A 22,542-nucleotide genomic window follows, 5' to 3' on the forward strand; every position below is an offset into this window, starting at 1 on the left:
AATTCAATCTACTTTTACTTTTTAGACGCCCTCTTATTTATTGATATACCCCAATAACTGCTCCTCAATTTCGGTACTGAGCAAATTGGTGTTGCCTTCTAAAATCTTACCGTTTTTATCAACGATCAAGGCTTTGTTTACCGAGGTGAGCACCAGTTTTTTCTCTGCTTGGCCAATATCCTCAAATTGATATTCATGGGAAAGGTCGTAATCTTGCTTTTTTACCATATTCAACCACTTTTTGAAGTTGGTATCGGTGTTGATGCCAATGTAATCGTATTCTGGGAATTTTGATTTCAGTTCAGCTACCTTTAAATGAATGGTCTTATTGTGGCGTGCCGACTTTACAGACCAAAAATAGAATACTGTTGGGTTTTTGATCACTTCTTTTAATTGTACCAAGGTATTGTTTGTTGTTACCAGTTCTAAATTAGGCAAGCTGTGGTTTGGAGTCAGTTGCATCGTGGCCTCGGCTAGTTTTTTCATTCGCTTGATGTGCTGGGTGTTGGTGCTTGTTTCTTCAAAAAGCGCAATGATTTTCTCTTCGTTTTCAGCGTTTTTAGCATTGAGCAGGTATCGCCTTACATTGTATTTTAAAAGATCGTTTTTAAGCGAATCGTTCGTGATGACACTGTCGATGACCCTCAATTTTGCATAGTTGTGGGCAAAGGATAACCTATTGAAATGTGTTTTTGCTTCTCTTTTCTCGTGGGCGAGATTGTCCAAGTAAAAATTCAAAAAACGATAATACGGATAGGTAGTGCGGAGCAATTCGTTTCCCATATCTATTTTATCTCGATACGCATAAAAACCAGCCGGATAGATAATCGGGTTTAAAGTGTTTTTATTGGCGTGTGCAGCCGTATAAAGCTCTTTGCGCATATAATAGATGTAATCGATATTGGATTGGGCTATTTCTTTAAATGTTTCAGAAGGATCATATTTGGCTAAAAACCCGTTGTAAATCTTTTCCCATTTTTTTTTCAAGGAATCCACTTTGGTTTCAAATTCCGCGGGGGGTAATTGGTAGTAACGGGCCAATAGGGGAGCTTCTTTTTCATTTAACAGAAAAAAACGCATCAACAGGTTGTTTTTTTCGCCGCCTTTTCCAGAGAATGAAAGCGATTCGTCAAACTCAATAGTATTTACCCGTAATAAAATACTGTCACCGGGTTCAACAAAAACCGTTTGGTATTCATTGTGGTTAAAAAAGTAAATTCCAGCTTCAGGATCTTTAAACTGATAGGAAAAAAAATTATTGTTGTCCAGTTTTACGGTGTCCAGTACTTTTTTATTTCGGGTAATGTAAATAAAATCGTTTTTAGGATTCACAATTTCACCGCTAATCCACGTATCTCCCGTAGCCGGTTCTTTATTGTCATTACAGGAAATAACGGTTAGTGTTGCAATAAATAGGAAGAAAAGTAACTTTTTGCTCACAAAAATAAACATTTGGTTACCAACAAATGTAACCGACCCTGCGAGGGCAAACTGTTAACCACACGTTAAAAGGAATAATAAAACGTTAATCTTTCTTCAATCGCAGGTTATTCGTTACTTTTGCGCAAAATTTTTAAAAAAGGAAAAGAAAATGCTTTCAGTTTCAAATTTATCGGTGCAGTTTGGTAAACGCGTGTTGTTCGATGAGGTAAGCACCCAGTTTGTGCAAGGTAATTGTTACGGGATCATTGGTGCCAATGGTGCCGGAAAATCCACGTTCTTGAAAATACTGGCCGGAAAACAGGAGCCAACCTCTGGGCACGTACATTTAGAACCAGAAAAACGCATGTCGGTATTAGAGCAAAACCACAATGCGTATGACGAATATACCGTCTTGGAAACAGTGCTTCGCGGAAACAAACCGCTGTTTGAAATAAAATCACAGATCGATGCACTGTATGCCGATTATACCGATGCCAATGCCGAAAAAATTGGCGAACTGCAAGTTGTTTTTGAAGAAATGAACGGTTGGAACGCCGATAGCGATGCCGCCGCCATGCTGTCTAACTTAGGGATAGACGAAAGCTTGCATTATTCTATGATGGGCGACTTGGACGGAAAGCAAAAAGTGCGGGTGCTGCTGGCCCAAGCTTTGTTTGGCAGCCCAGATGTGTTGATTATGGATGAGCCAACAAACGACTTGGATTACGAAACCATCACGTGGCTCGAAAACTTTTTGGCCAATTATGACAATTGCGTAATCGTGGTTTCGCACGACCGTCACTTTCTCGATGCGGTGTGTACGCACATCAGCGATATTGACTTCGGAAAAATAACCCATTACAGCGGAAATTATACCTTTTGGTACGAAAGCAGCCAATTGGCCATGCGGCAACGCGCCCAACAAAACAAAAAAGCCGAAGAAAAGAAAAAGGAATTGGAAGATTTCATTCGTCGCTTTAGTGCCAACGTAGCAAAATCGAAGCAAGCAACGTCGAGAAAGAAAATGATCGAGAAACTGAATGTCGATGCCATTAAACCATCTAGCCGTCGTTATCCCGCCATTATTTTTGACCGTGAGCGTGAAGCCGGCGACCAAATATTGAACGTGGACAAGCTGGCAGCCTCCTTGGATGGCGAAACCCTTTTCAAGAACGTTAACATCAATTTGGCGAAAGGCGATAAAGTGGTATTGTACTCAAGGGATTCCCGTGCCACAACTGCTTTTTACGAAATTATAAACGGCAATATGGAAGCCGATGCGGGCGAATACAAATGGGGTGTAACAACTTTGCAAAGCTATTTGCCTTTGGATAATGAAGCGTTTTTTAAAAACGATATGTCCTTGGTAGATTGGTTGCGCCAATATGCGAAAACCGAAGAAGAACGGGAAGAGGTTTATATTCGTGGCTTTTTGGGTAAAATGCTCTTTAGTGGCGAAGAAGCCCTCAAAAAATCGAATGTACTTTCGGGTGGCGAAAAAGTGCGGTGTATGTTGAGTAGAATGATGATGATGCGTGCTAATGTATTAATGTTAGACGAACCCACCAACCACTTGGACCTGGAATCGATTACAGCTTTCAATAATTCCTTGAAAAACTTTAAAGGAACCGTGTTGCTCACCACCCACGACCACGAATTTGCGCAAACCGTTGGTAACCGCGTGATTGAGTTGACCCCAAATGGCGTAATTGACCGCTATGCTACCTTCGATGAATACATGAACGACAAAAAATTAAAAGAACAGCGTGACAAAATGTATGCTGTGGAGGCATAAGATAAAAAATCCCGCTTTTTGGCGGGATTTTTTGTATCTGTTTTTATCTGAAACGTTTGGCAAACAAATAATTAAAGGTGAGAAAAAGTAGATTAAAATTTATTTCATTACTTTTTTTCAACACTTTAAATGCGGCGCTTTTTCATCCTGCCCGATAGTTTTAAACCAGCCTGAATATTCAAGCCAATCAGTCCTAAATTTATCGCTCCAAATAACAATTCTAAAATTTGAATCAATAAAAAAGTGGTGTCGATGGTTTTAAAAATGGCGTGGTAATACAGGTATATCGCCAATGAAATCAGGATGACGCCATTTATGGCAACCAGTTTCATTCGTTTTAATTTTTTTGCAACGATGGAGCTTTTTGAATTTCCTGCCAGTTTTTTTCCCGATAAGGCCAGAACTGGCATACAGATTAATAAAATGGGCAAACAGTAGAGAATAGCTGTTTTTACTTGTTTTATAAATACTTCATTCCCGAGTATTTCGGCCAAAAGCGAAAAGCTGAAAAAGCAACTAATGGTCATAACTGCGATACATGTGGCAATAATGTGTACGGTAACAATCTTGGAACGTTTCATCTCTTTGGGCTTTAAGGGATAAAACTACGTGCTTACCGGTGTCTAAAATTGCAAAAATCGGAAATCGGGCATTTTTTTCCGAATATCTTTTGGGGATTCGCCCGTCAGGTTTTTAACCGTATTGGTAAAATGGGCTTGGTCGGCATAGTTTTGTGAATAGGTTACTTCAGTGAGGTTGTCGGCGGAATGTTTCATCTGGAAAATAGATTGCTTCAATTTTACCAACTGTATGTAATCCTTTGGCGAACATCCCAAAGCGCGATAAAAATGGTTACGAAGCGTCCGGTTTGAAAGGTTCAGTTTTTCTGAAAGCGTTGCAAGGGCAATTTCCCCTTTTTTCGATTCAATGAGCCTAACGGCTTTTATGATGGTTGATAGGTCTTTATCGAGAATCGTTTTCAGGAATATGTTTTCAACTTCGGCAAACATATCTTGTGGTGTTGCACAATTTTCTACGTCGCGTTTAAAACGCTTTGCTCGGTTTCCGAACAAGTTCTCGGTATCGATCAGCCAAGGTAATTTAGAAATGTTTTCATCAGTTAAAAATACCAACGTATAAGGCCGTACGTGGGCACCGATAATCTTTACCCTGTCGGTAAGTGGCTTAACCGAAATCTGGTCGGTAGCGATGCGCGAAATGACCATATTGGCCGTAACCGTTTCATTAGCGGTATGGTTGGTAACCGAAAAGGGATGGTCAAAAAAATAACCAAAAGTAATCCTTGGAAATGGGATGACGTGTTCTTCCTGAAGTTTAAGTTGGCTTACGGGAATGTCTAAATAAAAGTAGTAATCCACCAAGGTTTGCAAATGGTGGTTAAAAGGTTTTTGTATGATAAAGCCATTATCCAAAACGGTTTTTTTTAGCACTTACAACGCTATGGTTGCAATCGCAGGTTATTCTTCTTCTGCCATGTCTTTTAAAAAGAGATCAATTACCGGTTGTGCTTTTGGCAACTGGTCTTTACGGATAAACAACCGTACCTGTCCCGGCACGCCAATGGCAAATCCACTAACGATGCCACTTTGGTGGTCGTCCTTGGTTATGGGTTCAATACCAATATCGTTAAGTCTCGATTTTAAGGCTTGGGCCACTAAGGCTGGACCAGTATAGATGCGTATGGTCTCTTCGGGATTGTTTGGCATGTTTTGTGTTTTTTATATTTCTATATACTAAAATACTGACTTATTTCGGTTAGCAGGGTTGCCGCTTGTGAAAACTTTCATAAAAAACCATCCTCGTTCATGAGGATAGTTGCCGTGTTATTATGCTTTCCTAAGGTTTAGTCTTTTATAAGTTTAAACACTTTTTTATTCCTTTTAGAAAACCCATGGCAACACTGCTTTGATTTTTCAATAATGTCAATATAAATATGCCTACGGAAATTTGTTTAAGAAATATTGATAATTGAAGAAAATTGGAAGATAAAACCAAAAGTCTGAACTTCCTGGTTTTTATGGAAATGCTTTCAACAGAATTTAAATCTTCGGAAAATAAAAAAACGGCACTATGATAAAGTTTTTAATGTCATTCCGGCTTTACTTTTCACCAACTTCAGCTAAATAAGATTCTATTTCAGGACGAACCTTCTCAAGTTCGTCTTTTCTAATGAACACGGCAAGGTCATGAGATGCCCCACCCACAGAAAAACCGCTTACCAGCTCATTTTGTTGTTCGTTTTTAATTATGGGCTCGATATTCAAACCTTGTAATACGGAGATAAGCCCCTGTGCGATGACACCGGGCCCCGTATATATTTTAATAGTTTCTTGGTTTGTGTCCATAGGTTTTATGCGTTATAATAGTTGCTTTTCCAGATGGCTGTATTAAAATTTTTCCCCTTTGCAAAGCCGTAATAGATAACTAGGCCTCCCACAGATTTAAACATAAACAAAAACAACAATACATACTCTTGCATGGTTGGCGCTGCCGAAAATAAATGCATAGGCGTGATGGCCGTTAACAGGATGCTAAGCAAAAATACGGTTACTACGAGGTTTTCCAAGGTTTTATACGGCCACATCAATAGCTTTCTCAATGGGTGCAAATCATTGCCCCATTTATGGATCAGGTAAAAATAATCGTTGCCCATTGGAGCGAAAAGCAAGGGATCGTCGGCATTTTCCAGTTTCAGCAGTTTAGAAGGGGCCATAATCTTAAAATTGCCAAGCGCAGTGTTATGGTCGTTTTCAAGTTGGCGGATCTTGCTTACCGCTTCTTCAGGAATGGTGCCTTTAAAAAACCGCGAGTCTAAAAACCGAAGCCGGTAATCCACACATATTTTTTGGATATCGGTAATATGATAGACGCGATTGCTCTTCAGTTTGTCAAAATCAAAACTATTTGTTTTTCCTGAAGCATCTTCTACAAGTGTTTTTTTAATGGCATCACGCTTGGCCTTTGTTTCAGAAAATATGGTTTCGACTTCTTTTAAAATATCGGTTTCGGAAATACGCTTGTCCCGAACCCGTTCCAGTTTCGTTTCAATATTGGTTTTCGATAGCATACCGGTTTCTTTTTCCATAAAATTAAGGCATAACTAAAAGGAACGCAACATTTTAACAACCAATTCCCGAATTTAACGTCTGGGAATCATTGCAAAAGACAGTTTAAAATAAGTGTATAGCCTAATAAATACAGGCTGTTCGCGTGTTTTGTAAAATGTATTTACCGAAGCGTTGCCCCAAAGTCTTTTTCAAACCGTTGTTGCAGTTTCTTCATTATTTTGTCTATCTGTTTGTCGGTCAGGGTTTTTTTATCGTCTTGCAAGGTAAAACTCACTGCGTACGATTTTTTACCTTCCGGAAGGTTTTTGCCGGTATAGACATCAAAAAGGTTCATGCCAACCAACAATTTTTTTTCGGTTTGTTGGGCAGCGTCCCGCAGCTCTTTAAAAGAAACGTTCTCGTCCAGTAACAGGGCGAAATCACGTTTTACCTGCGGATATTTAGGGATGGGCTTTACAAGAAAACCGTTACGGGAAATACTGCTCAATACGGCATCCCAATTAAAATCTGCGTAGAATACTTCTGCTTCCACATCAAACTCTTTGGTAAGCTGTTTCTTTAAAATACCTAATTCTACAATTTGTTTTTTATTTGCTAAAATGGCTATGCCTTCCGAAAAGATATCGTTTTTGGTGTCTTTTTCAGTGGTCGGGTTAATGCCAAGACGTTCCAAAATTGATAAAACGATTCCTTTTCCGTAGAAAAAACCGGCCTGTTCTGCTGGGCTGGTCCAATTATCTTGGTTTTTATCACCTGATATTAAAATGGATAAATGTTTGTTTTCCACCCGCTTTTCAGAAAAGGTATGGTACGTTTTTCCAAACTCGAACAATTTTACATTTGGCATGCGCCTATTGCTGTTATAGGCAAGTGCTTCTAAGTTGCCGAACAACATAGATTGCCGTAAAACCGAAAGCTCTTTGCTCAAAGGATTGAGCATGATCACGTTGTGTTCGGGTTTTAAGTTTTCTGAAAAATCAACGAAATCAGGGCTGGTAAGCGAATTGGCCATCATTTCATTAAAGCCTAATGCTGTTAATTGATCACCTACTTTATTTTGCACTTTATAGTCTTCTACAGGTTGTGTTATGGCGATGGAGGCATTCAGTTTTTCGGTAAAATTAATGTTGTTGTATCCGTACACCCGTAAAATTTCCTCAATCACATCCACCTCTCTGGTTACATCGTTACGGTAGGCGGGGACCAACATCCCGATGCTGCTTTCGGTTACGCTGTTTACTTTCATATCGAGCGAGTTGAGAATATCCTTTATGATTTCCGGTGAAATTTCTTCGCCAATCAACTTAGAGGCGTTTTCAAAATTAAGATACACTTGGTGGTCTTCAATCCTTTTAGGATAAATATCGACTACCTCACTGGTAATTTCACCTCCAGCAATTTCCTGAATTAACAATGCTGCCCGTAACATCGCATATTTACAGGTGTTTGGGTCAATCCCCCTTTCAAAACGAAAAGAGGCATCGGTATTCAATCCATGTCTTTTGGCTGTTTTGCGTACGCTCACTGGATCAAAATAGGCACTTTCCAAAAAGATGCTGGTAGTAGTTTCGGTAACACCGCTATTGGCGCCACCAAAAACCCCGGCAATGCACATGGGGCCTTCGGCATCGCAGATCATTAGGTCGTCTTCGTGCAATTCGCGTTCTACTTCATCTAAAGTAGTGAATTTGGTTCCTTTTGGCAGTGTTTTTACGTTCACTTCGCTGCCTTTTATCTTTGCAGCGTCAAAAGCGTGCAACGGCTGTCCAAGGTCGTGGCACACGTAATTGGTAATATCAACTATATTGTTAATGGGCGTGAGGCCAATGGCCTGTAATCGGTTTTGCAACCATGCTGGCGATTGTTCTACAGATAGGCCGCTAATGGTAACACCACAATACCGTGGCGCTTTTTTAAGGTCTGCCACGTCCACATCTATTTTTAAGGTGCGGTTATCCACGTGAAAACTACTGGTGGACGGTGTAATAAGCTCCAGGGTAATGTTTTCCTGTAACAAACCGGCCCGCAGATCGCGCGCTACGCCCCAATGGCTCATGGCATCGGCACGGTTTGGGGTCAGGCCTATTTCAAAAACAACGTCATTTTCAATATCAAACAGTTCACTAGCGGGTTTTCCGGGCGGTAGATCATTGTCCAAGACCATAATGCCATCGTGGCTTTGGCCTAGTCCCAATTCATCTTCAGCACAAATCATCCCCATACTTACTTCGCCTCGAATTTTTCCTTTTTTAATATTCCACGGTTCCCCTTCGGCAGTATAAAGTGTCGTGCCTACTGTTGCAACCGGCACTTTTTGACCTGTAGCAACATTGGGCGCACCGCATACAATCTGTACCGGTTCGCCATTGCCCAAATCTACTTTCGTCAATTTTAAACGGTCGGCATTTGGATGTTTTGTACATTCGGTAACATGACCTACCACTATGCCTTCCAGACCACCGGGCACAGATGTATATTTTTCAATCCCTTCTACTTCCAGGCCGAGATTGGTAAGCAATTCGGCCGTTTTTTCGGGACTCCAGTCCAGTTTTATAAATTGTTTAAGCCAGTTGTACGATATTTTCATTTCAAATAATTCTAAACGAATTGCAAAGATAGCATTTACCTCGTTTTTTGTAAGTAATTTTGATACTTTCGGTGTAAAGATTTTAATTTTTCTAAGATGAAATATCTTGCCTTTATAATTACGGTGCTGGTTTTGGTTTCTTGCAAAGAAGAAAGCGGACCATTGAAAACAGGTCCTTGGCGTGCTGTATTGCAGTTAGACGATAAAAGGGAGATTCCTTTTTTATTGGAATATAAGCAGGACAGCAGTTTTGTGATAATTAATGCCGAAGAACGCATCGATGTTGATGATGTGACCTTTAAAAACGATTCTGTCTTTATTTCGCACCCTGTTTTTGAAGGGACGATAAAGGGAACTTTTACAAAAGACAGTATAAAAGGGGCCTTTATAAAGCCCAATAAAGGCAGAACCGTGCCTATAATAATGACCAGTGGCCGCCAAGCACGATTTGACGTGGATGCTGCGCCCAATGTTATTGTTACGGGAACTTGGGAAACCGTCTTCAGTCCCAACTCGCAAAAAGACCGGTACATGGCCAAAGGGATTTTTGACCAAAAAGGTAACCGCCTTACCGGTACTTTTATGACCACAACCGGGGATTATAGGTATTTGGACGGTGTTGTGGAAAACGATAGCATTAAACTCTCCACATTCGATGGTGCCCATGCTTTTTTGTTTGAAGCAAAAGTAACCAATGGCGATAGCATAATGGAAGGCATATTTTACAGCGGGAACCACTGGAAAGAACCTTTTACTGCCAAACGCAATGAAAATTATAAATTACCCGAAGCCGATTCGTTGACGTCTTTAAAAAAAGAGTATGATTCGTTGCAATTTGCTTTCCCAACCATAAAAGGCGATACCGTTTCATTACGAGATAAACGATTTAAAAATAAAGTGGTTGTCGTGCAGTTAATGGGAACGTGGTGCCCAAACTGTCTCGATGAGACCAAATTTCTTTCAGAATATTATAAAAATAAACCCGATAATGTAGAAATTGTTTCCTTGGCCTTTGAATATGCTCCTACACGAGAAAAAGCTGTACAGGCCATAAAAAAGCTCAAAAAAGCTGTAGAAATCCCATATCCCATATTATTGGCGCAATACGGCAATACCAGCAAACAACAAGCAAACCAAAAACTACCGATGTTAAACCAAGTGCTATCGTACCCTACAACTATTTTCATTGACAAAATGGGTACTGTGCGCAAAATTCACACCGGATTTACCGGCCCGGCAACAGGAAAAGAATATGAGACATTTAAAAATGAGTTTGAACGGTTTACTGAACTCTTGGCAAAAGAGTGATTGTTCGTGTTGTTTATTTACTCATATTTTCACTTTCCACATAAAAGTCTTTTTTTATCGCTATAGACTGAATGGGTTCGCTAAACCGTTTTTTGTGCCATCTATTGGTAGGGTAAATCCAAGTTTCTTTTTCGTTGATGATAGCAATGACAGGCATATCGAAACCTGAAACGATATTGGAATACCGAAACGAAAGCTCGTTACCATTTACTTTATACTCTATTTTCGGAATTTGCGTAGTGCGCAAGTATTGCTCCCAAAATTGGGTAAGATCAATTCCGGTTTTTTCGCTGATGTAGTTTTCCACTTGTTTTGACGTGACCGTCTGGTGGTAAAATTCTTTGTTCAGGCCGCGTAAAATACTGCGCCATTTGGTATCGTCGGCTATCAATTGCCGCAACGTGTGCAAGATGTTGGCCCCTTTATAATACATATCGCCACTCCCTTCTTTGTTCACATTATACGTGCCAATTAAAGGGCGGTCGTTTTTAATGCTCCTACGGGTACCGATTACATATTCGGCAGCAGCTTCTTTTCCGAAGAAATAATCCAAATATAGATTTTCAGAATAGGCGGTAAACCCTTCGTGTATCCACATATCGGCCACATCTTTATTGGTGATGTTGTTGGCAAACCACTCGTGGCCAGACTCGTGGATAATTATAAAATCGAACTTCATCCCTTGACCGGTGCCGCTTAAATCGCGGCCCAAATAACCGTTTTTATAATGGTTTCCGTAGGTTACGCTGCTCTGGTGCTCCATACCCAAGTAGGGCGCTTCTACCAGCTTGTAGCTGTCTTCGTAAAAAGGGTAGGGACCAAACCAATATTCAAAAGCTTCCATCATTTTTGGGGCTTGTTTAAACTGTTCTTTGGCTTTTTCCAAATTGTGGCTGAGTACCCAATAACTCAAGTCAAGCGTTCCTTTTTCGCCTTCGTATTCTTCTGAAAAATTAACGTAATCGCCAATATTGATGTTTACTCCGTAATTATTAATGGGGTTTTTCACCTCCCATAGCCATGTTTTCGTGCTGTCATTCTCTTTGGTTTTTTTTAAACGTCCGTTCCCAACGGCCACCAAATTTGAAGGAGCGGTAATAGCAAAATCAACACCCGTATCAGGTTCATCATACGGGTGGTCTTTGTTGGGCCACCAAATACTGGCACCAATCCCTTGATTTGACGTGGCAATAAACGGATTGCCGTATTCATCTTTTGCCCAAGTAAAGCCACCGTCCCAAGGTGGGTTTTGTGCTTCTACCGGAGTTCCTGAAAAATGAAGGGTTACTTCAAACTCTTTTCCTTTTTTCTGTTTTTTCTGAAGATGGATGTAATGCGCATTTCCATCTGAAGTAATTTCCAGTTCCTTTCTACTTTGCACTGCTTTATCCAATTTCATTGGTGGTTGCAGATCGATCTGCATCACATCGTTAGGTTCCAAAACGGTATAGTTGACTGTGTTGGTGCCTTTGATGCTTTTTTCTGAAGGAAATACTTCTACTTCAAGATCGTAATGCTGCAGGTCCCACCATGCACGTTCGGGGGTAATGCTACCACGGAGGGTGTCTTGATGGGTGAATTGTTGGGCGAATGAATTTATTCCTATAAAAAGGAAAACAAAGGGTAAAATATTTTTTATCATAAATAATTAATTATCTGAAAACTGAATTTGGAAATACAACAACACTCTCAAACCCGTCTTTATCAACGGTAGCTACGCCAAAAAAGTAATTGTCTATTACAATACCGTCCAAAGTGAATTCTGAAACATCACCAACATACCGACTATAGTCCCACGTTGGCGACGTCGTGTCCCGCCAATAAATTTTATAACCAGCGGCACCTTCTACTTTGTCCCATTTTAACTTAGCCGAAGGTTCTACAATACCACCAATGGCAACATTGTTAGGTGCTGGCGGTGCCCAAGCCAAATTAGCCATGGTAATCGCGTTAACAGCGGTTAATTTAGCAGCGTAGTCAAAATCAACAAACTTTAATTTATCACCGTACTCGATGCCATTTTCGGTACGGATGTCCTGATGTTGTTGGGTGTAATTTTCGTGGGCTTCCATAATGCGTATTCCCGCGAACCCTAAATCGTTAAAAGGCCGATGATGGCCGCCGCGACCAAATCGGTCCAACCGATAAATCATCATAGGGTTCATTTCAGGCATATAGGTTTTTATTGTTTTGTGGACATACCGTGCCAATTGCCTCGAGATTCCATCTACTTCGCCACCGTAAAACCTTCGGGCACGACGTTCTCTTTCGGTTTCATTGGGCGGAACGGGTTCTGAAAAAATCCTAAAATCCCGGTTGCTTATCACGCCATCCACGCCTTTGATGTTTCCGATCATATCATTATTTAACACCCCGATTATTTCCCAACCTTTTTCTTTGGCATATTCGGCAAATCCTTTACCTCCATATAAACCTTGTTCTTCACCGCTTAAGCCTAAATAGACTATACTATTCTCAAATTTATATTTTGAAAGTACCCGGGCGGCTTCAATCGCTCCCGCCATTCCGCTGGCATTGTCATTGGCACCTGGCGCATCGTCGGTAAAATTGTTGGCATCGCTTATACGGCTATCGATATCGCCGCTCATAATAATATAACGGTTGGGGAATTTCCTTCCTTTTTGCACGGCAGCTACATTGTTGATCCAAACGTCTTTTGTAATGCGGTCGTTATCTCCTTTTTCAATGAAATTTTTCTGATAAAACACATCAAGACAGTCATTGCAGTCTTTTGAAATTTCTTCAAAACTTGACTTTATCCAACGTCTCGCTGCTCCAATACCACGGGTGTCCGAAACGGTGTCGCTCAAGGTGTGTCGTGTGCCAAAGCCGGCGAGGGTTGTGATATCTGCTTTAATCCGTTCAGCAGAAACAGCATTTATAATATCATAAATACGGGAATCGGTTTGTGAAAAAGAACTATAGGTTATGAGTAAACCAAAAAGAAGAACTATGTTTTTCATGTAAGGGAAATTTCCTTAAAAATACATAAAACTTATTCACGTTACAAGACCGGAATCTATTTAAGCACCTATTTTGGTTCGGCTACAATGGCTAGTTTTTTTCCATTGGGACTCACGGCCAAGCGGGTAATGTTGCTGATGTTGTATTCTGAAAGATCTGCCGCTTCGTGCCATTCGCCATTTCCGAAGAGGTCGTAGATAAACAGTTTGTCGCCGCTACCAATAAGCAATTGCGATTCACTGAGCCAAATATGGTCTTGGATGCCAATGGGCAATTGTGCCACAAAAAAACTTTCAAGATTTTCCATATTCAGTTGGTACACATCGTAGTTGCCGTCTTCATTTAAAAACGTGTAGCTCATCGTCTTTTTTGTATTGGGCACTTTATGGATGGAACGACCTGCATTATATTTAAGCGTATCTACTTGTTTGGTTTGTAGATTGGCAACTACAAGGTCCAGGCCATCTCCATCTAAAACCGAGGCCAGCAACGTGTTTTTATCTTTAAACGCATAATAAGCTACCTGAAGGTTTGGAATGAGCACCTTGCTTTTACCAGATTTTGAATAAGCGTACAACCGTTGTTTTCCGTCGGGATCCAAACGAACAGCTGTAATGTTTTCAGAATCGAACATAGGTGCGGGCGAATATTCCCCACCCGCCGTAGGGCTGTTGAAAAATGATTTTTTTTGGGAAGGAATGTGGTGCACTGAAATGTCGGTTTGCTCTTTATTGCTTCCCGCAAATACGAGCGTATGGTTGTCTATAAAATGGGGTTGGTTGTCATAACCAGGATTTTCTGAAATGTTCTGCATATTATAAACTTCCAAACCTGAATAAGCCGGATGGATGTCCATAAGATAAACTTCGGTGTTTTCTTGAGAAAAAAGAAAAGTGCTGCTCAATAAAAGAAGGGCGAAAAGGTGCTTTGTCATTGTCGTATTAATTTTAGGGTAAAGATAACAAAGACTGCGCCAAGAATTGGAAATAAAAAGACCTTGCACAAAAACTGAAAAGACCTACAAGGTTGGAAAACCTTGCAGGAAAGAAAAGACCTCACAGGGTTTTAAAAACCTGTGAGGCCTAAAATGTTCCAATTTTTAAAGGTTTAAAACGGATACGTGTTTTCTGCTGTTACTTTTTCGGCAATTTTGTTTCGTAATTGAACGATATTGGGGAAGTTGTCATACTTCGTCCAGCGTTTCAAGCCCATTAGCATGGCTTTTTGCTCGTCGTCTTCAGCAAATGAAATAATGGCTTCTTTTGCTTTTTGGTTCACAATTTCAACTGCATGGTATAAATACAATTGTGCCATGGCAACTTGGTATTCGGCATTAGCGTCATCGCGTTTATGGTTCTTTTTGGCACGTAGAATAGCGCTTTCTGCCATATAGATTTCAATCAAAATATCGGCAGAGGCCAATAATAACTGTTGGTGTTCTTCTAACTCTGGGCCGTATTTTTTAACGGCGCTACCAGCAACCATCAATAATACTTTTTTCAGTTTGCCAATCATTGCTTTTTCTTCGGAAAGCACTTCGGAGTAATCCGGGGTGTCGAACGATGGAATTCCCATCAGCTCTTCGCCAACAGCTTGTGCAGGCCCCAATAGATCTACGTGGCCTTTCATGGCTTTTTTGATGAGCATGCCAACTGCCAACATTCGGTTTATTTCGTTGGTACCTTCATAAATACGAGCAATACGGGCATCGCGCCAAGCAGATTCCATCGGGGTGTCGGCACTAAAGCCCATCCCACCAAAAATTTGGATGCCTTCATCGGAGCAATTCTGAATATCTTCAGAAACGGCTACTTTTAAAATGGAACACTCTATTGCGTATTCTTCAACGCTTTTAAGTTCGGCTTCTTGGTGATCGTTCCCGGCTTCCATGCGCAGCGCAATACGGTCTTCAATGTTTTTACCGGCACGGTAGGTGGCGCTTTCGCCAACAAAGGCAGAAGTTGCCATTTCGGCGATTTTCGATTTAATAGCACCAAACTTTGCAATTGGGGTTTTAAATTGAACCCTGTCGTTGGCGTATTTAACAGCTTGATCGATAACGCGGCGTTGGGCATCAAGACTGGCAGCAGCTAGTTTGATTCGGCCAACATTTAAAGCATTCATCGCAATTTTGAATCCGTTTCCTCTTTCTGAAAGCATATTTTCAACAGGCACTTTAGTGTCGTTAAAAAACACTTGACGGGTAGAGGAGGAGTGGATTCCGAGTTTCTTTTCTTCTTCGCCAAATGTGATTCCGTTCTCAGGATCGTTTTCAACTATGAAACCTGTTATGTATTTGTCATCCTCAATTCGCGCAAAAACAATGAATAAATTGGCAAAGCCCGCATTTGAAATCCACATCTTTTGTCCGTTGATGATGTAGTTTTTTCCATCTTCAGAAAGAACGGCTTTTGTTTTTCCACTATTGGCATCACTTCCTGCACCCGGTTCGGTAAGGCAGTACGCGCCAAACCATTCGCCCGTAGCTAATTTAGGCACATATTTTTTCTTTTGTTCTTCGGTACCGTACAATGTTATCGGCATGGTGCCAATACCTGTGTGGGCGCCAAAAGCGGTCGCAACAGAACCTGTAGCGCCCGAAATATAATCACAAACCAGCATCGTGGTTACGAAGCCCATTCCCAATCCGTCATATTCTTCGGGGACGGCAACGCCTAATAAGCCCATTTCACCGGCTTTGCGCATAATTTCTTCAGTGAGGTCGTAGTTTTTCTTTTCAAACTCTTCCTTTTTAGGCCAGATTTCGCGATCCACGAATTCTTTAACCGAATCGCGCATCATTTTTTGTTCTTCGGAAAAATCTTCCGGTGTAAAAACATCCTTAGCAGCTGTTTCTTTTACTAGAAACTGGCCGCCGCGGAGAAGGTTGTTTTCTTTTGTGTTTGCTTTATCTTTCATAGTTTGTTTTTGTGTTAGATTTATGACGTAGGACATAATGACGTACGACGTAGGATTTATTTTATTGATCTCATAAGAATTGAAATTATGCTTTGAATTTAATGGCTTTTCAGGTGCTTGAACCTCGCTTATGTCTTTATGTGTGGCACCTTATGTCATTCAGTCGTACGTTGTTTTCCATTAAAAAAATTCTGTTAATTCAAAAATTCGTAAATTCCAGCGGCACCTTGTCCGGTACCTACACACATGGTAACCATACCGTATTTGCCTTGCATGTTGCGTTTTCGCATTTCGTCAAAAAGTTGGACGGAGAGTTTGGCTCCGGTACAACCCAATGGATGACCAAGAGCAATGGCACCTCCATTGACGTTTACAATGTCTTTATTCAACCCTAGTTCCCTGATTACCGCGATAGATTGGGAAGCGAAGGCTTCGTTCAGTTCCACCAAATCGATTTGATCCAGTTTCATCCCAGCTTGATCTAAGGCCTTTGGTATGGCCTTCACTGGGCCAATCCCCATAATTCGTGGTTCCACGCCTACAGCAGCATAGTTTACCATACGGGCAATGGGTTCTAAATTCAGTTCTTTAACCATTTTTTCGCTCATCACTATCACAAAAGCAGCACCGTCGCTCATTTGCGATGCATTACCAGCGGTTACGCTTCCGCCTTCGGCAAAAACAGGCTTCAATTTTGAAAGCGCTTCTATATTGGTGCCTTTCCTGGGGCCTTCGTCTTTTTTTACGGTGTAGGTTTTGGTTTCTTTTTTCCCTGAATCGTTTACAAAGGTTTCTTCCACTTCAATGGGAACGATTTGGTCTTGAAAACGGTTTTCTTCTTGAGCTTTTAGGGCTTTCATCTGGCTGTTGTACGCAAATTCGTCCTGTTCCTCACGGGAAACATTATACTCTTTTGCTACCGCTTCGGCCGTTAAGCCCATATTCCAGTAATAATCTTCATGGCCTTCTTTGGCCAGTTTGTAATCTGGCACGGGTTTGTAACCGCCCATTGGGATGTAGCTCATGCTTTCGGCACCACCTGCAATAATGCAATCGGCCATACCGCTCTGTATCTTTGCCGAAGCCATTGCAATGGTTTCAACTCCCGAGGCACAGTACCTATTTACGGTAACCCCTGGAATGTCTTCAGTTTTCAAGCCCATTAAAGAAATAAAACGCCCCATGTTCAGTCCTTGTTCGGCTTCGGGCATGGCGTTGCCCACAATGACGTCGTCTATTTGTTTTTTGTCCAGTTCGGGCAGTTTGTCCATCATATATTGAATGGTCTCCGCGGCCATTTCGTCTGGTCTTTTAAACCGAAATACGCCACGAGGGGCTTTCCCAACTGCGGTTCTGTATGCTTTTACTATGTATGCTGTTTTCATATTTTTTTGACTTAAGATGGTATGACTTAGGACATAGGACTAATTAATTTTGAGCCCTTCCATAAATCGAGTTATCATACCTTGGATTTTTTGAATTTTATTTTCTAAATGTTTAAAAGTTGCTTCTGAAATATATTCCACTTCAAAGGCAATTATTAATTGAGTTTCCCATTCATAAGCAGATCCTAAGGCAGTTTCTAAATATTGTAAAAAGTGCTTATCCGTTCCTCGAGCCGTTCCTTCCGCAATGTTGGAAGGAATTGATACCGAACAACGTTGCATTTGGTTGCAGAGGGAATATGTTTCAGACTTCGGAAATATCTTAGTTGTTTTATAAGTATCTTTTACAATTTCGATTCCTTCTTTCCAAATAGTAAGTTTTCTAAAGTTGTGTCTTGCTGCCATTTGTCATACTTAAAAAGGTTTACATAAATTTTATTTAAAATACTTTGTAATTCTGTCTTACGTCGTACGTCATTAAATCTTACATCCTTAAAACGTTAGTTTCTAAGCGGCTTATTCTTCTGAATCATATGTTGCAGCCTTTCCAATGTTTTTCGTTCGCCGCACAGGCTTAAAAATGCTTCTCTTTCAAGGTCTAACAAGTACTGCTCGCTTACTTGTTGTGGTTCGCTTAAATCGCCACCGGACATGACGTAGGCGAGTTTGTTGGCTATCTTTTGGTCGTGTTCGCTTATGTAATTTCCAGCCCTCATTTGGTCGGTTCCTACCAAGAATGGACCCAAGGCTTGTTTGCCTAATACTTTAATGTCTGTCCGCTCAATGGGTTTGGTGTAGCCTTGATCTGCCATCATGCGCGCAACTTCTTTGGCAGCGGCAATACGGCGGTTTTTGTTGACGATAATGATATCTTTTCCTTCTTTTAAAATATTAGTATCAAAAGCTTCGTAAGCCGATGTGGATACTTTTGCCATCCCAATGGTTAAAAAGTGTTCGCGTAAAGTGTTGAGTTCTAAATCGTCTTTTCTGAAAAGATCTTGAGCGCGAACCGTCATTTCTTTGGAACCGCCACCGCCGGGGATCACCCCAACACCAAATTCAACCAAACCGATATAACTCTCTGCAGCTGCTACCACGCGGTCTGCATGCAAGGTCATTTCGCAACCGCCACCTAATGTCATTCCGTGAGGTGCAACTACGGTTGGAATTGAAGAATATCGAAGGCGCATACACGTGTCTTGGAAGTATTTAACGGCTGCATTCAATTCGTCATACTCTTGCTCTACGGCCATCATAAAAATCATTCCCACATTGGCGCCAACAGAGAAGTTCTTTCCGTTGTTGGCAATTACCAATCCATCGTAGCTTTTTTCAGCAATGTCGATGGCTTTGTTTATTCCGGCCAATACATCGGCGCCAACGCTGTTCATTTTACTTCTGAATTCTACATTTAAAATACCATCGCCCAAATCTTCAACTACAACACCATTGTTTTTGAAAACCTCTTTGCTTTCGCGAATGTTGTCTAAAATAATGTATGAATCTTGTCCAGGGATTTTAACGTGAGTTTTTTCAGGAATACCATAATAATAGGTGTTACCTTCTCTAACGTCGTAGAAACTATTTACCCCAGTTTCGAGCATCTCGTTTACCCAAGCTGCGGGTTCTTTTCCGAGGTCTTTAATGAGTTCGATTCCTTTTTTTACGCCCACGGCATCCCAAATTTCAAACGGACCGTGCTGCCAGCCAAAACCGGCTTTCATGGCATCGTCTATTTTATAGAGCTCATCGGTTATTTCGGGGATGCGTTTGGAAGCGTAGGCAAAGAGCGCTCCAAAGTTTTTTCGGTAAAACTCGCCGGCTTTGTCGTCGCCATTTATCAATACCTCAAAACGGTCGGTTACGTTGTCGATGTCCTTTGTCTTTTTCAAGGTATCGAAAGAGGCGCGTTCTTTTTCGCGGTATTCCATTTTGTCGAGGTCCAGCGTCAGGATTTCGCTGTTGCCCTTATCGTCCTTTATTTTTTTGTAAAACCCTTGTCCGCTTTTGCTGCCCAGCCATTCTTTTTCCATCATGGTGTCAATAAAACCGGGCAGTTTAAAGATTTCGTGCTCTTCGTCATCAGGAACATTTTCGTAAATTCCGTTGGCTACGTGAACCAAGGTATCAAGTCCAACCACATCGACGGTGCGGAAGGTGGCCGATTTTTGGCGTCCAATTACGGGACCGGTTAGTTTATCAACTTCTTCAACTGTCAATCCCATTTCTTTTACTTGGTGGAATAAACTTTGAATCCCGAAGATTCCAATTCGATTCCCTATAAAAGCAGGGGTGTCTTTGGCTACGATGGAAGTTTTTCCAAGGAACTTTTCGCCATATCCATTAAGGAAATCAAGTACTTCTTGATCGGTTTTTGGCCCTGGGATGATTTCAAAAAGTTCTAAATACCGTGGTGGGTTAAAAAAGTGGGTACCGCAGAAGTGTTTCTGAAAATCGTCACTACGGCCTTCGCTCATTTTATGAATGGGAATACCTGAGGTGTTGGAGGTAATCAACGTTCCTTCTGTTCTGTGCTTTTCAAGGTTGTCGAACACTTGCTTTTTAATATCAAGGCGTTCTACGACTACTTCAATGATCCAGTCTACCTCAGAAACTTTTGAAATATCATCTTCCATGTTCCCCGTAGTGATGCGATCTGCAAAATCTTTGTGATAGAGTGGGGCAGGTTTGGATTTAATGGATTCTTGTAGTGAGTTGTTTACCACGCGGTTGCGCACTTCTTCATCCTCAAGGGTCAACCCTTTTTTCTTTTCTTTATCGGTGAGTTCGCGCGGAACGATGTCGAGCAGCAAAACCTCCACACCAATATTGGCAAAGTGGCAGGCAATTCCGCTACCCATGATTCCGGAGCCTATTACGGCAACTTTGTTAATTCTTCTTTTGGACATATTATGCTATTTTTTTGGTATATATTTTTTTTGAATTAATCAGTTCTAAAATGGTGTTGGCCACTTTTGTAAATGTTTTTAATTCTTCTTCTGAAATGTTCTCTTTTACGGCTTCGTCAAACCGGAGCACCACATTTTTTGAAAATTCCCGCATTTCTTTTCCAAAAGGGGTTAAATGGATCAACACCCCGCGGCCATCTTCGGGATTTGGTTTGCGTTCAATCAAGCCTTTTGCTTCCATATTTTTCAAGGTGCGCGATAGGCTCGTAGCTTCCATTCCCATTTTTGGGCCTAAAGCTGTAGAAGGGGTTCCTTCTTCAGGATCGATGCTTATCAGGGCAAAGCCTGTGGCCATGGTACTGTCTTTTTTACTGGCTTCTTCGTTATACATTTTTTGAACGCCCATCCAAGTGGAACGTAGTATGTAATCTATTGTTTTTTCCTTCAAAAAGTATTGGTTTTATTTTTCGGAATACCAAAGATAGAAAATTTTATTATGCACGCATAGTAAATAAATGTAAAAGTTTTAGGCAGTAATGTTAAATATTGGATTTAAGATGTTGTTTTTAGCAACAACCTTAATTTTTAATCAGTTGCCGAACGGTTTTGTAATTGCCCGATTGAATTTGAACAAAATAAATCCCTTTGGGAAGGTCTTTCACGGAATACGAATCACCTGCTTTAAACTTTCTCACCATTCTGCCTTGGCTGTCCATCACTTTAATTGTCCCATGTTTTAGGTTAGAAATATTAAATATGTTTTTAGTAGGGTTGGGATGGATAATTGAAAAGTTGATGCTTCGGCTGTCGTTTAGTCCTAAAATGATTGCGTCGTCAATACATTCGTGAAATTCAATAGCGTTGTTCAAACTTTCCAAAATTGAATATAAATCAGCTGTAGCATCAATGACAACAGTGCGTTTAAGGAAATCTGATTGTGAGCTGGGAAATGCTTTATAGACCGCTGTTATATGTTCGGTGATTATGGCTAAATCATCTGTAGAGATGTCATCAAGTTCGGTAACATAGTCTATAAAGTCATTTTTATCAAAGTCGTTCGCAATGGGACCATTTGTGAGGGTGGAATAATAGCTATAGGTTCCATCGTTTTGGGTGCAGTCTCTTATAACACAATATTGGAATTCTATAGAATTGTTCAACTCATCCAAAATTGAATATATTTCGGTAGTTGCAACTATGGTAATAGATTTATGCGGGTTTAATGAAGGAATGGTTTTAGAGACTGATGTTACGTGATCGGTAAGTGTATTTAAATCTTGATTGGAAATATTGTCAAGACCAATTATAAAGGTTAAAAAGTCATTTTTATTAAAATCTATAGGGACATTTTCTAAAGTTAGGTGTGCCCGATATTGAAATGTGCCATCATCTTGTGAGCAATCATTTTGACTATATAATTGCGTAACACCTAATACTAAAGTTATAAAAAGTAAAATATTTTTCATAATATTTGGTCGATAATGGTATTTTAATAAGAAAAAACCAGTTAAATATAATAATTTTTTAAGATACCTCATACAAATTAGACCGCATGGCAAACCGTACCAATTCGCCCACAGTATTCAGATTGAGTTTCTTTTTAATGTTTTTTTTGTGCTTTTCCACCGTGTGGGAGGAGATATTCAGGTATTCTCCGGTTTCCTTGCTTGTTTTTCCAGATGCGATGACCACTAAAATTTCCTTTTCCCTTTTAGTGAGGTGCTCCAGTTGGTCTGTATAGTCTATATTTTCGCTAATGTTATCGGTTTCTTTTTGGTAATTTAAATATGCCAAATCTATCGTTACCCTTAACTGTGTTTCATTAAACGGTTTCAGCAAATAGGCGAAAGGCATGGTGGCTTTGGCGCGTTTTAAAATGTCCGGGGAATCATAAGCGGTTAAATAGACCACGGGAACAGTTTTTAGTTGCTTAAATTCGGTCATGATAGCAATACCGTCTTTTTCTTCATTTAAGTTGATATCGCAAATTATAACATCAATATCATTCGCTTTAAAATGATGATAGGCCTCTTTATGGTTTCGGGCCGTCTTTACCTGTATGGAAGTATCTTTCTCCAATAAGAGCTTAATATCCTTAGCGATGATAAATTCGTCTTCAATCAATAAAATTGTTCTCATAACG

19 protein-coding genes are annotated in these 22,542 nt (G+C 40.5%); 2 read left to right on the plus strand and 17 right to left on the minus strand.

The features are described from left to right. Positions 1 to 33: 33 nt before the first annotated feature. Positions 34 to 1,440, minus strand: coding sequence for a TlpA family protein disulfide reductase (locus DDV96_RS09125; protein WP_133240831.1), 1,407 nt, complete (start codon positions 1,438 to 1,440; stop codon positions 34 to 36). Positions 1,441 to 1,591: 151 nt separating this feature from the next. Here DDV96_RS09125 and DDV96_RS09130 point away from each other — a divergent pair, with 151 nt between their 5' ends. Beyond that, the gene (locus DDV96_RS09130) at positions 1,592 to 3,217 is read left to right on the plus strand and encodes an ABC-F family ATP-binding cassette domain-containing protein (RefSeq protein WP_116694455.1); all 1,626 of its coding nucleotides are present in this window, start codon (positions 1,592 to 1,594) and stop codon (positions 3,215 to 3,217) included. A 125-nt stretch (positions 3,218 to 3,342) separates the two neighbouring features. Here the strand turns inward: DDV96_RS09130 and DDV96_RS09135 are convergent, their stop codons facing one another. From DDV96_RS09135 to pheT, 6 genes are all read right to left on the minus strand, one after another. Beyond that, the gene (locus tag DDV96_RS09135; RefSeq protein ID WP_116694456.1) at positions 3,343 to 3,798 is read right to left on the minus strand and encodes a hypothetical protein; all 456 of its coding nucleotides are present in this window, start codon (positions 3,796 to 3,798) and stop codon (positions 3,343 to 3,345) included. 42 nt (positions 3,799 to 3,840) lie between these two features. Continuing rightward, positions 3,841 to 4,650 carry a helix-turn-helix domain-containing protein gene (locus tag DDV96_RS09140; RefSeq protein ID WP_133240832.1) on the minus strand — a complete coding sequence of 270 codons (810 nt, stop codon included), beginning with the start codon at positions 4,648 to 4,650 and terminating at the stop codon, positions 3,841 to 3,843. Positions 4,651 to 4,695: 45 nt separating this feature from the next. Then, a complete protein-coding gene (locus DDV96_RS09145) occupies positions 4,696 to 4,944 on the minus strand; it encodes a putative signal transducing protein (protein WP_116694458.1) in 249 nt (82 codons plus the stop codon). A 393-nt stretch (positions 4,945 to 5,337) separates the two neighbouring features. Next, positions 5,338 to 5,583, minus strand: coding sequence for a hypothetical protein (locus DDV96_RS09150; RefSeq protein WP_116694459.1), 246 nt, complete (start codon positions 5,581 to 5,583; stop codon positions 5,338 to 5,340). A gap of 5 nt (positions 5,584 to 5,588) precedes the next feature. After that, positions 5,589 to 6,323, minus strand: coding sequence for a hypothetical protein (locus DDV96_RS09155; RefSeq protein ID WP_240607697.1), 735 nt, complete (start codon positions 6,321 to 6,323; stop codon positions 5,589 to 5,591). Positions 6,324 to 6,466: 143 nt separating this feature from the next. Next, positions 6,467 to 8,914 (minus strand): phenylalanine--tRNA ligase subunit beta, encoded by a 2,448-nt coding sequence (gene pheT, locus DDV96_RS09160; RefSeq protein WP_394340128.1) that lies wholly within the window; start codon positions 8,912 to 8,914, stop codon positions 6,467 to 6,469. 75 nt (positions 8,915 to 8,989) lie between these two features. Here pheT and DDV96_RS09165 point away from each other — a divergent pair, with 75 nt between their 5' ends. Beyond that, complete coding sequence (locus tag DDV96_RS09165) at positions 8,990 to 10,201, plus strand: TlpA disulfide reductase family protein (RefSeq protein WP_116694461.1); 1,212 nt, start codon at positions 8,990 to 8,992, stop codon at positions 10,199 to 10,201. 13 nt (positions 10,202 to 10,214) lie between these two features. Here the strand turns inward: DDV96_RS09165 and DDV96_RS09170 are convergent, their stop codons facing one another. The 10 genes from DDV96_RS09170 to DDV96_RS09215 form a co-directional block, all read right to left on the minus strand. Next, a complete protein-coding gene (locus DDV96_RS09170; RefSeq protein ID WP_116694462.1) occupies positions 10,215 to 11,843 on the minus strand; it encodes a M1 family metallopeptidase in 1,629 nt (542 codons plus the stop codon). Between the two features lie 10 nt (positions 11,844 to 11,853). Continuing rightward, positions 11,854 to 13,185 carry a M28 family peptidase gene (locus DDV96_RS09175; protein ID WP_116694463.1) on the minus strand — a complete coding sequence of 444 codons (1,332 nt, stop codon included), beginning with the start codon at positions 13,183 to 13,185 and terminating at the stop codon, positions 11,854 to 11,856. A 68-nt stretch (positions 13,186 to 13,253) separates the two neighbouring features. Next, positions 13,254 to 14,120 carry a hypothetical protein gene (locus tag DDV96_RS09180; protein WP_116694464.1) on the minus strand — a complete coding sequence of 289 codons (867 nt, stop codon included), beginning with the start codon at positions 14,118 to 14,120 and terminating at the stop codon, positions 13,254 to 13,256. A 173-nt stretch (positions 14,121 to 14,293) separates the two neighbouring features. After that, complete coding sequence (locus DDV96_RS09185) at positions 14,294 to 16,105, minus strand: acyl-CoA dehydrogenase family protein (protein WP_116694465.1); 1,812 nt, start codon at positions 16,103 to 16,105, stop codon at positions 14,294 to 14,296. Positions 16,106 to 16,299: 194 nt separating this feature from the next. Beyond that, positions 16,300 to 17,490 (minus strand): acetyl-CoA C-acyltransferase, encoded by a 1,191-nt coding sequence (locus DDV96_RS09190; protein WP_116694466.1) that lies wholly within the window; start codon positions 17,488 to 17,490, stop codon positions 16,300 to 16,302. Between the two features lie 39 nt (positions 17,491 to 17,529). Then, the gene (locus DDV96_RS09195; protein ID WP_116694467.1) at positions 17,530 to 17,895 is read right to left on the minus strand and encodes a four helix bundle protein; all 366 of its coding nucleotides are present in this window, start codon (positions 17,893 to 17,895) and stop codon (positions 17,530 to 17,532) included. Positions 17,896 to 17,990: 95 nt separating this feature from the next. Next, entirely contained in the window at positions 17,991 to 20,399 is a 2,409-nt protein-coding gene (locus tag DDV96_RS09200; RefSeq protein ID WP_116694468.1) for a 3-hydroxyacyl-CoA dehydrogenase/enoyl-CoA hydratase family protein, read from the minus strand. Between the two features lies 1 nt (position 20,400). Continuing rightward, complete coding sequence (locus DDV96_RS09205) at positions 20,401 to 20,847, minus strand: MarR family winged helix-turn-helix transcriptional regulator (protein ID WP_116694469.1); 447 nt, start codon at positions 20,845 to 20,847, stop codon at positions 20,401 to 20,403. A 130-nt stretch (positions 20,848 to 20,977) separates the two neighbouring features. Then, on the minus strand, positions 20,978 to 21,865 hold the full coding sequence (locus DDV96_RS09210; protein ID WP_165805992.1) for a T9SS type A sorting domain-containing protein: 888 nt from the start codon (positions 21,863 to 21,865) through the stop codon (positions 20,978 to 20,980). 58 nt (positions 21,866 to 21,923) lie between these two features. Continuing rightward, positions 21,924 to 22,538 (minus strand): response regulator, encoded by a 615-nt coding sequence (locus tag DDV96_RS09215; RefSeq protein ID WP_116694471.1) that lies wholly within the window; start codon positions 22,536 to 22,538, stop codon positions 21,924 to 21,926. Positions 22,539 to 22,542 lie beyond the last annotated feature (4 nt).

Source organism: Marixanthomonas spongiae (assembly GCF_003095375.1).
Taxonomy (GTDB): domain Bacteria; phylum Bacteroidota; class Bacteroidia; order Flavobacteriales; family Flavobacteriaceae; genus Marixanthomonas; species Marixanthomonas spongiae.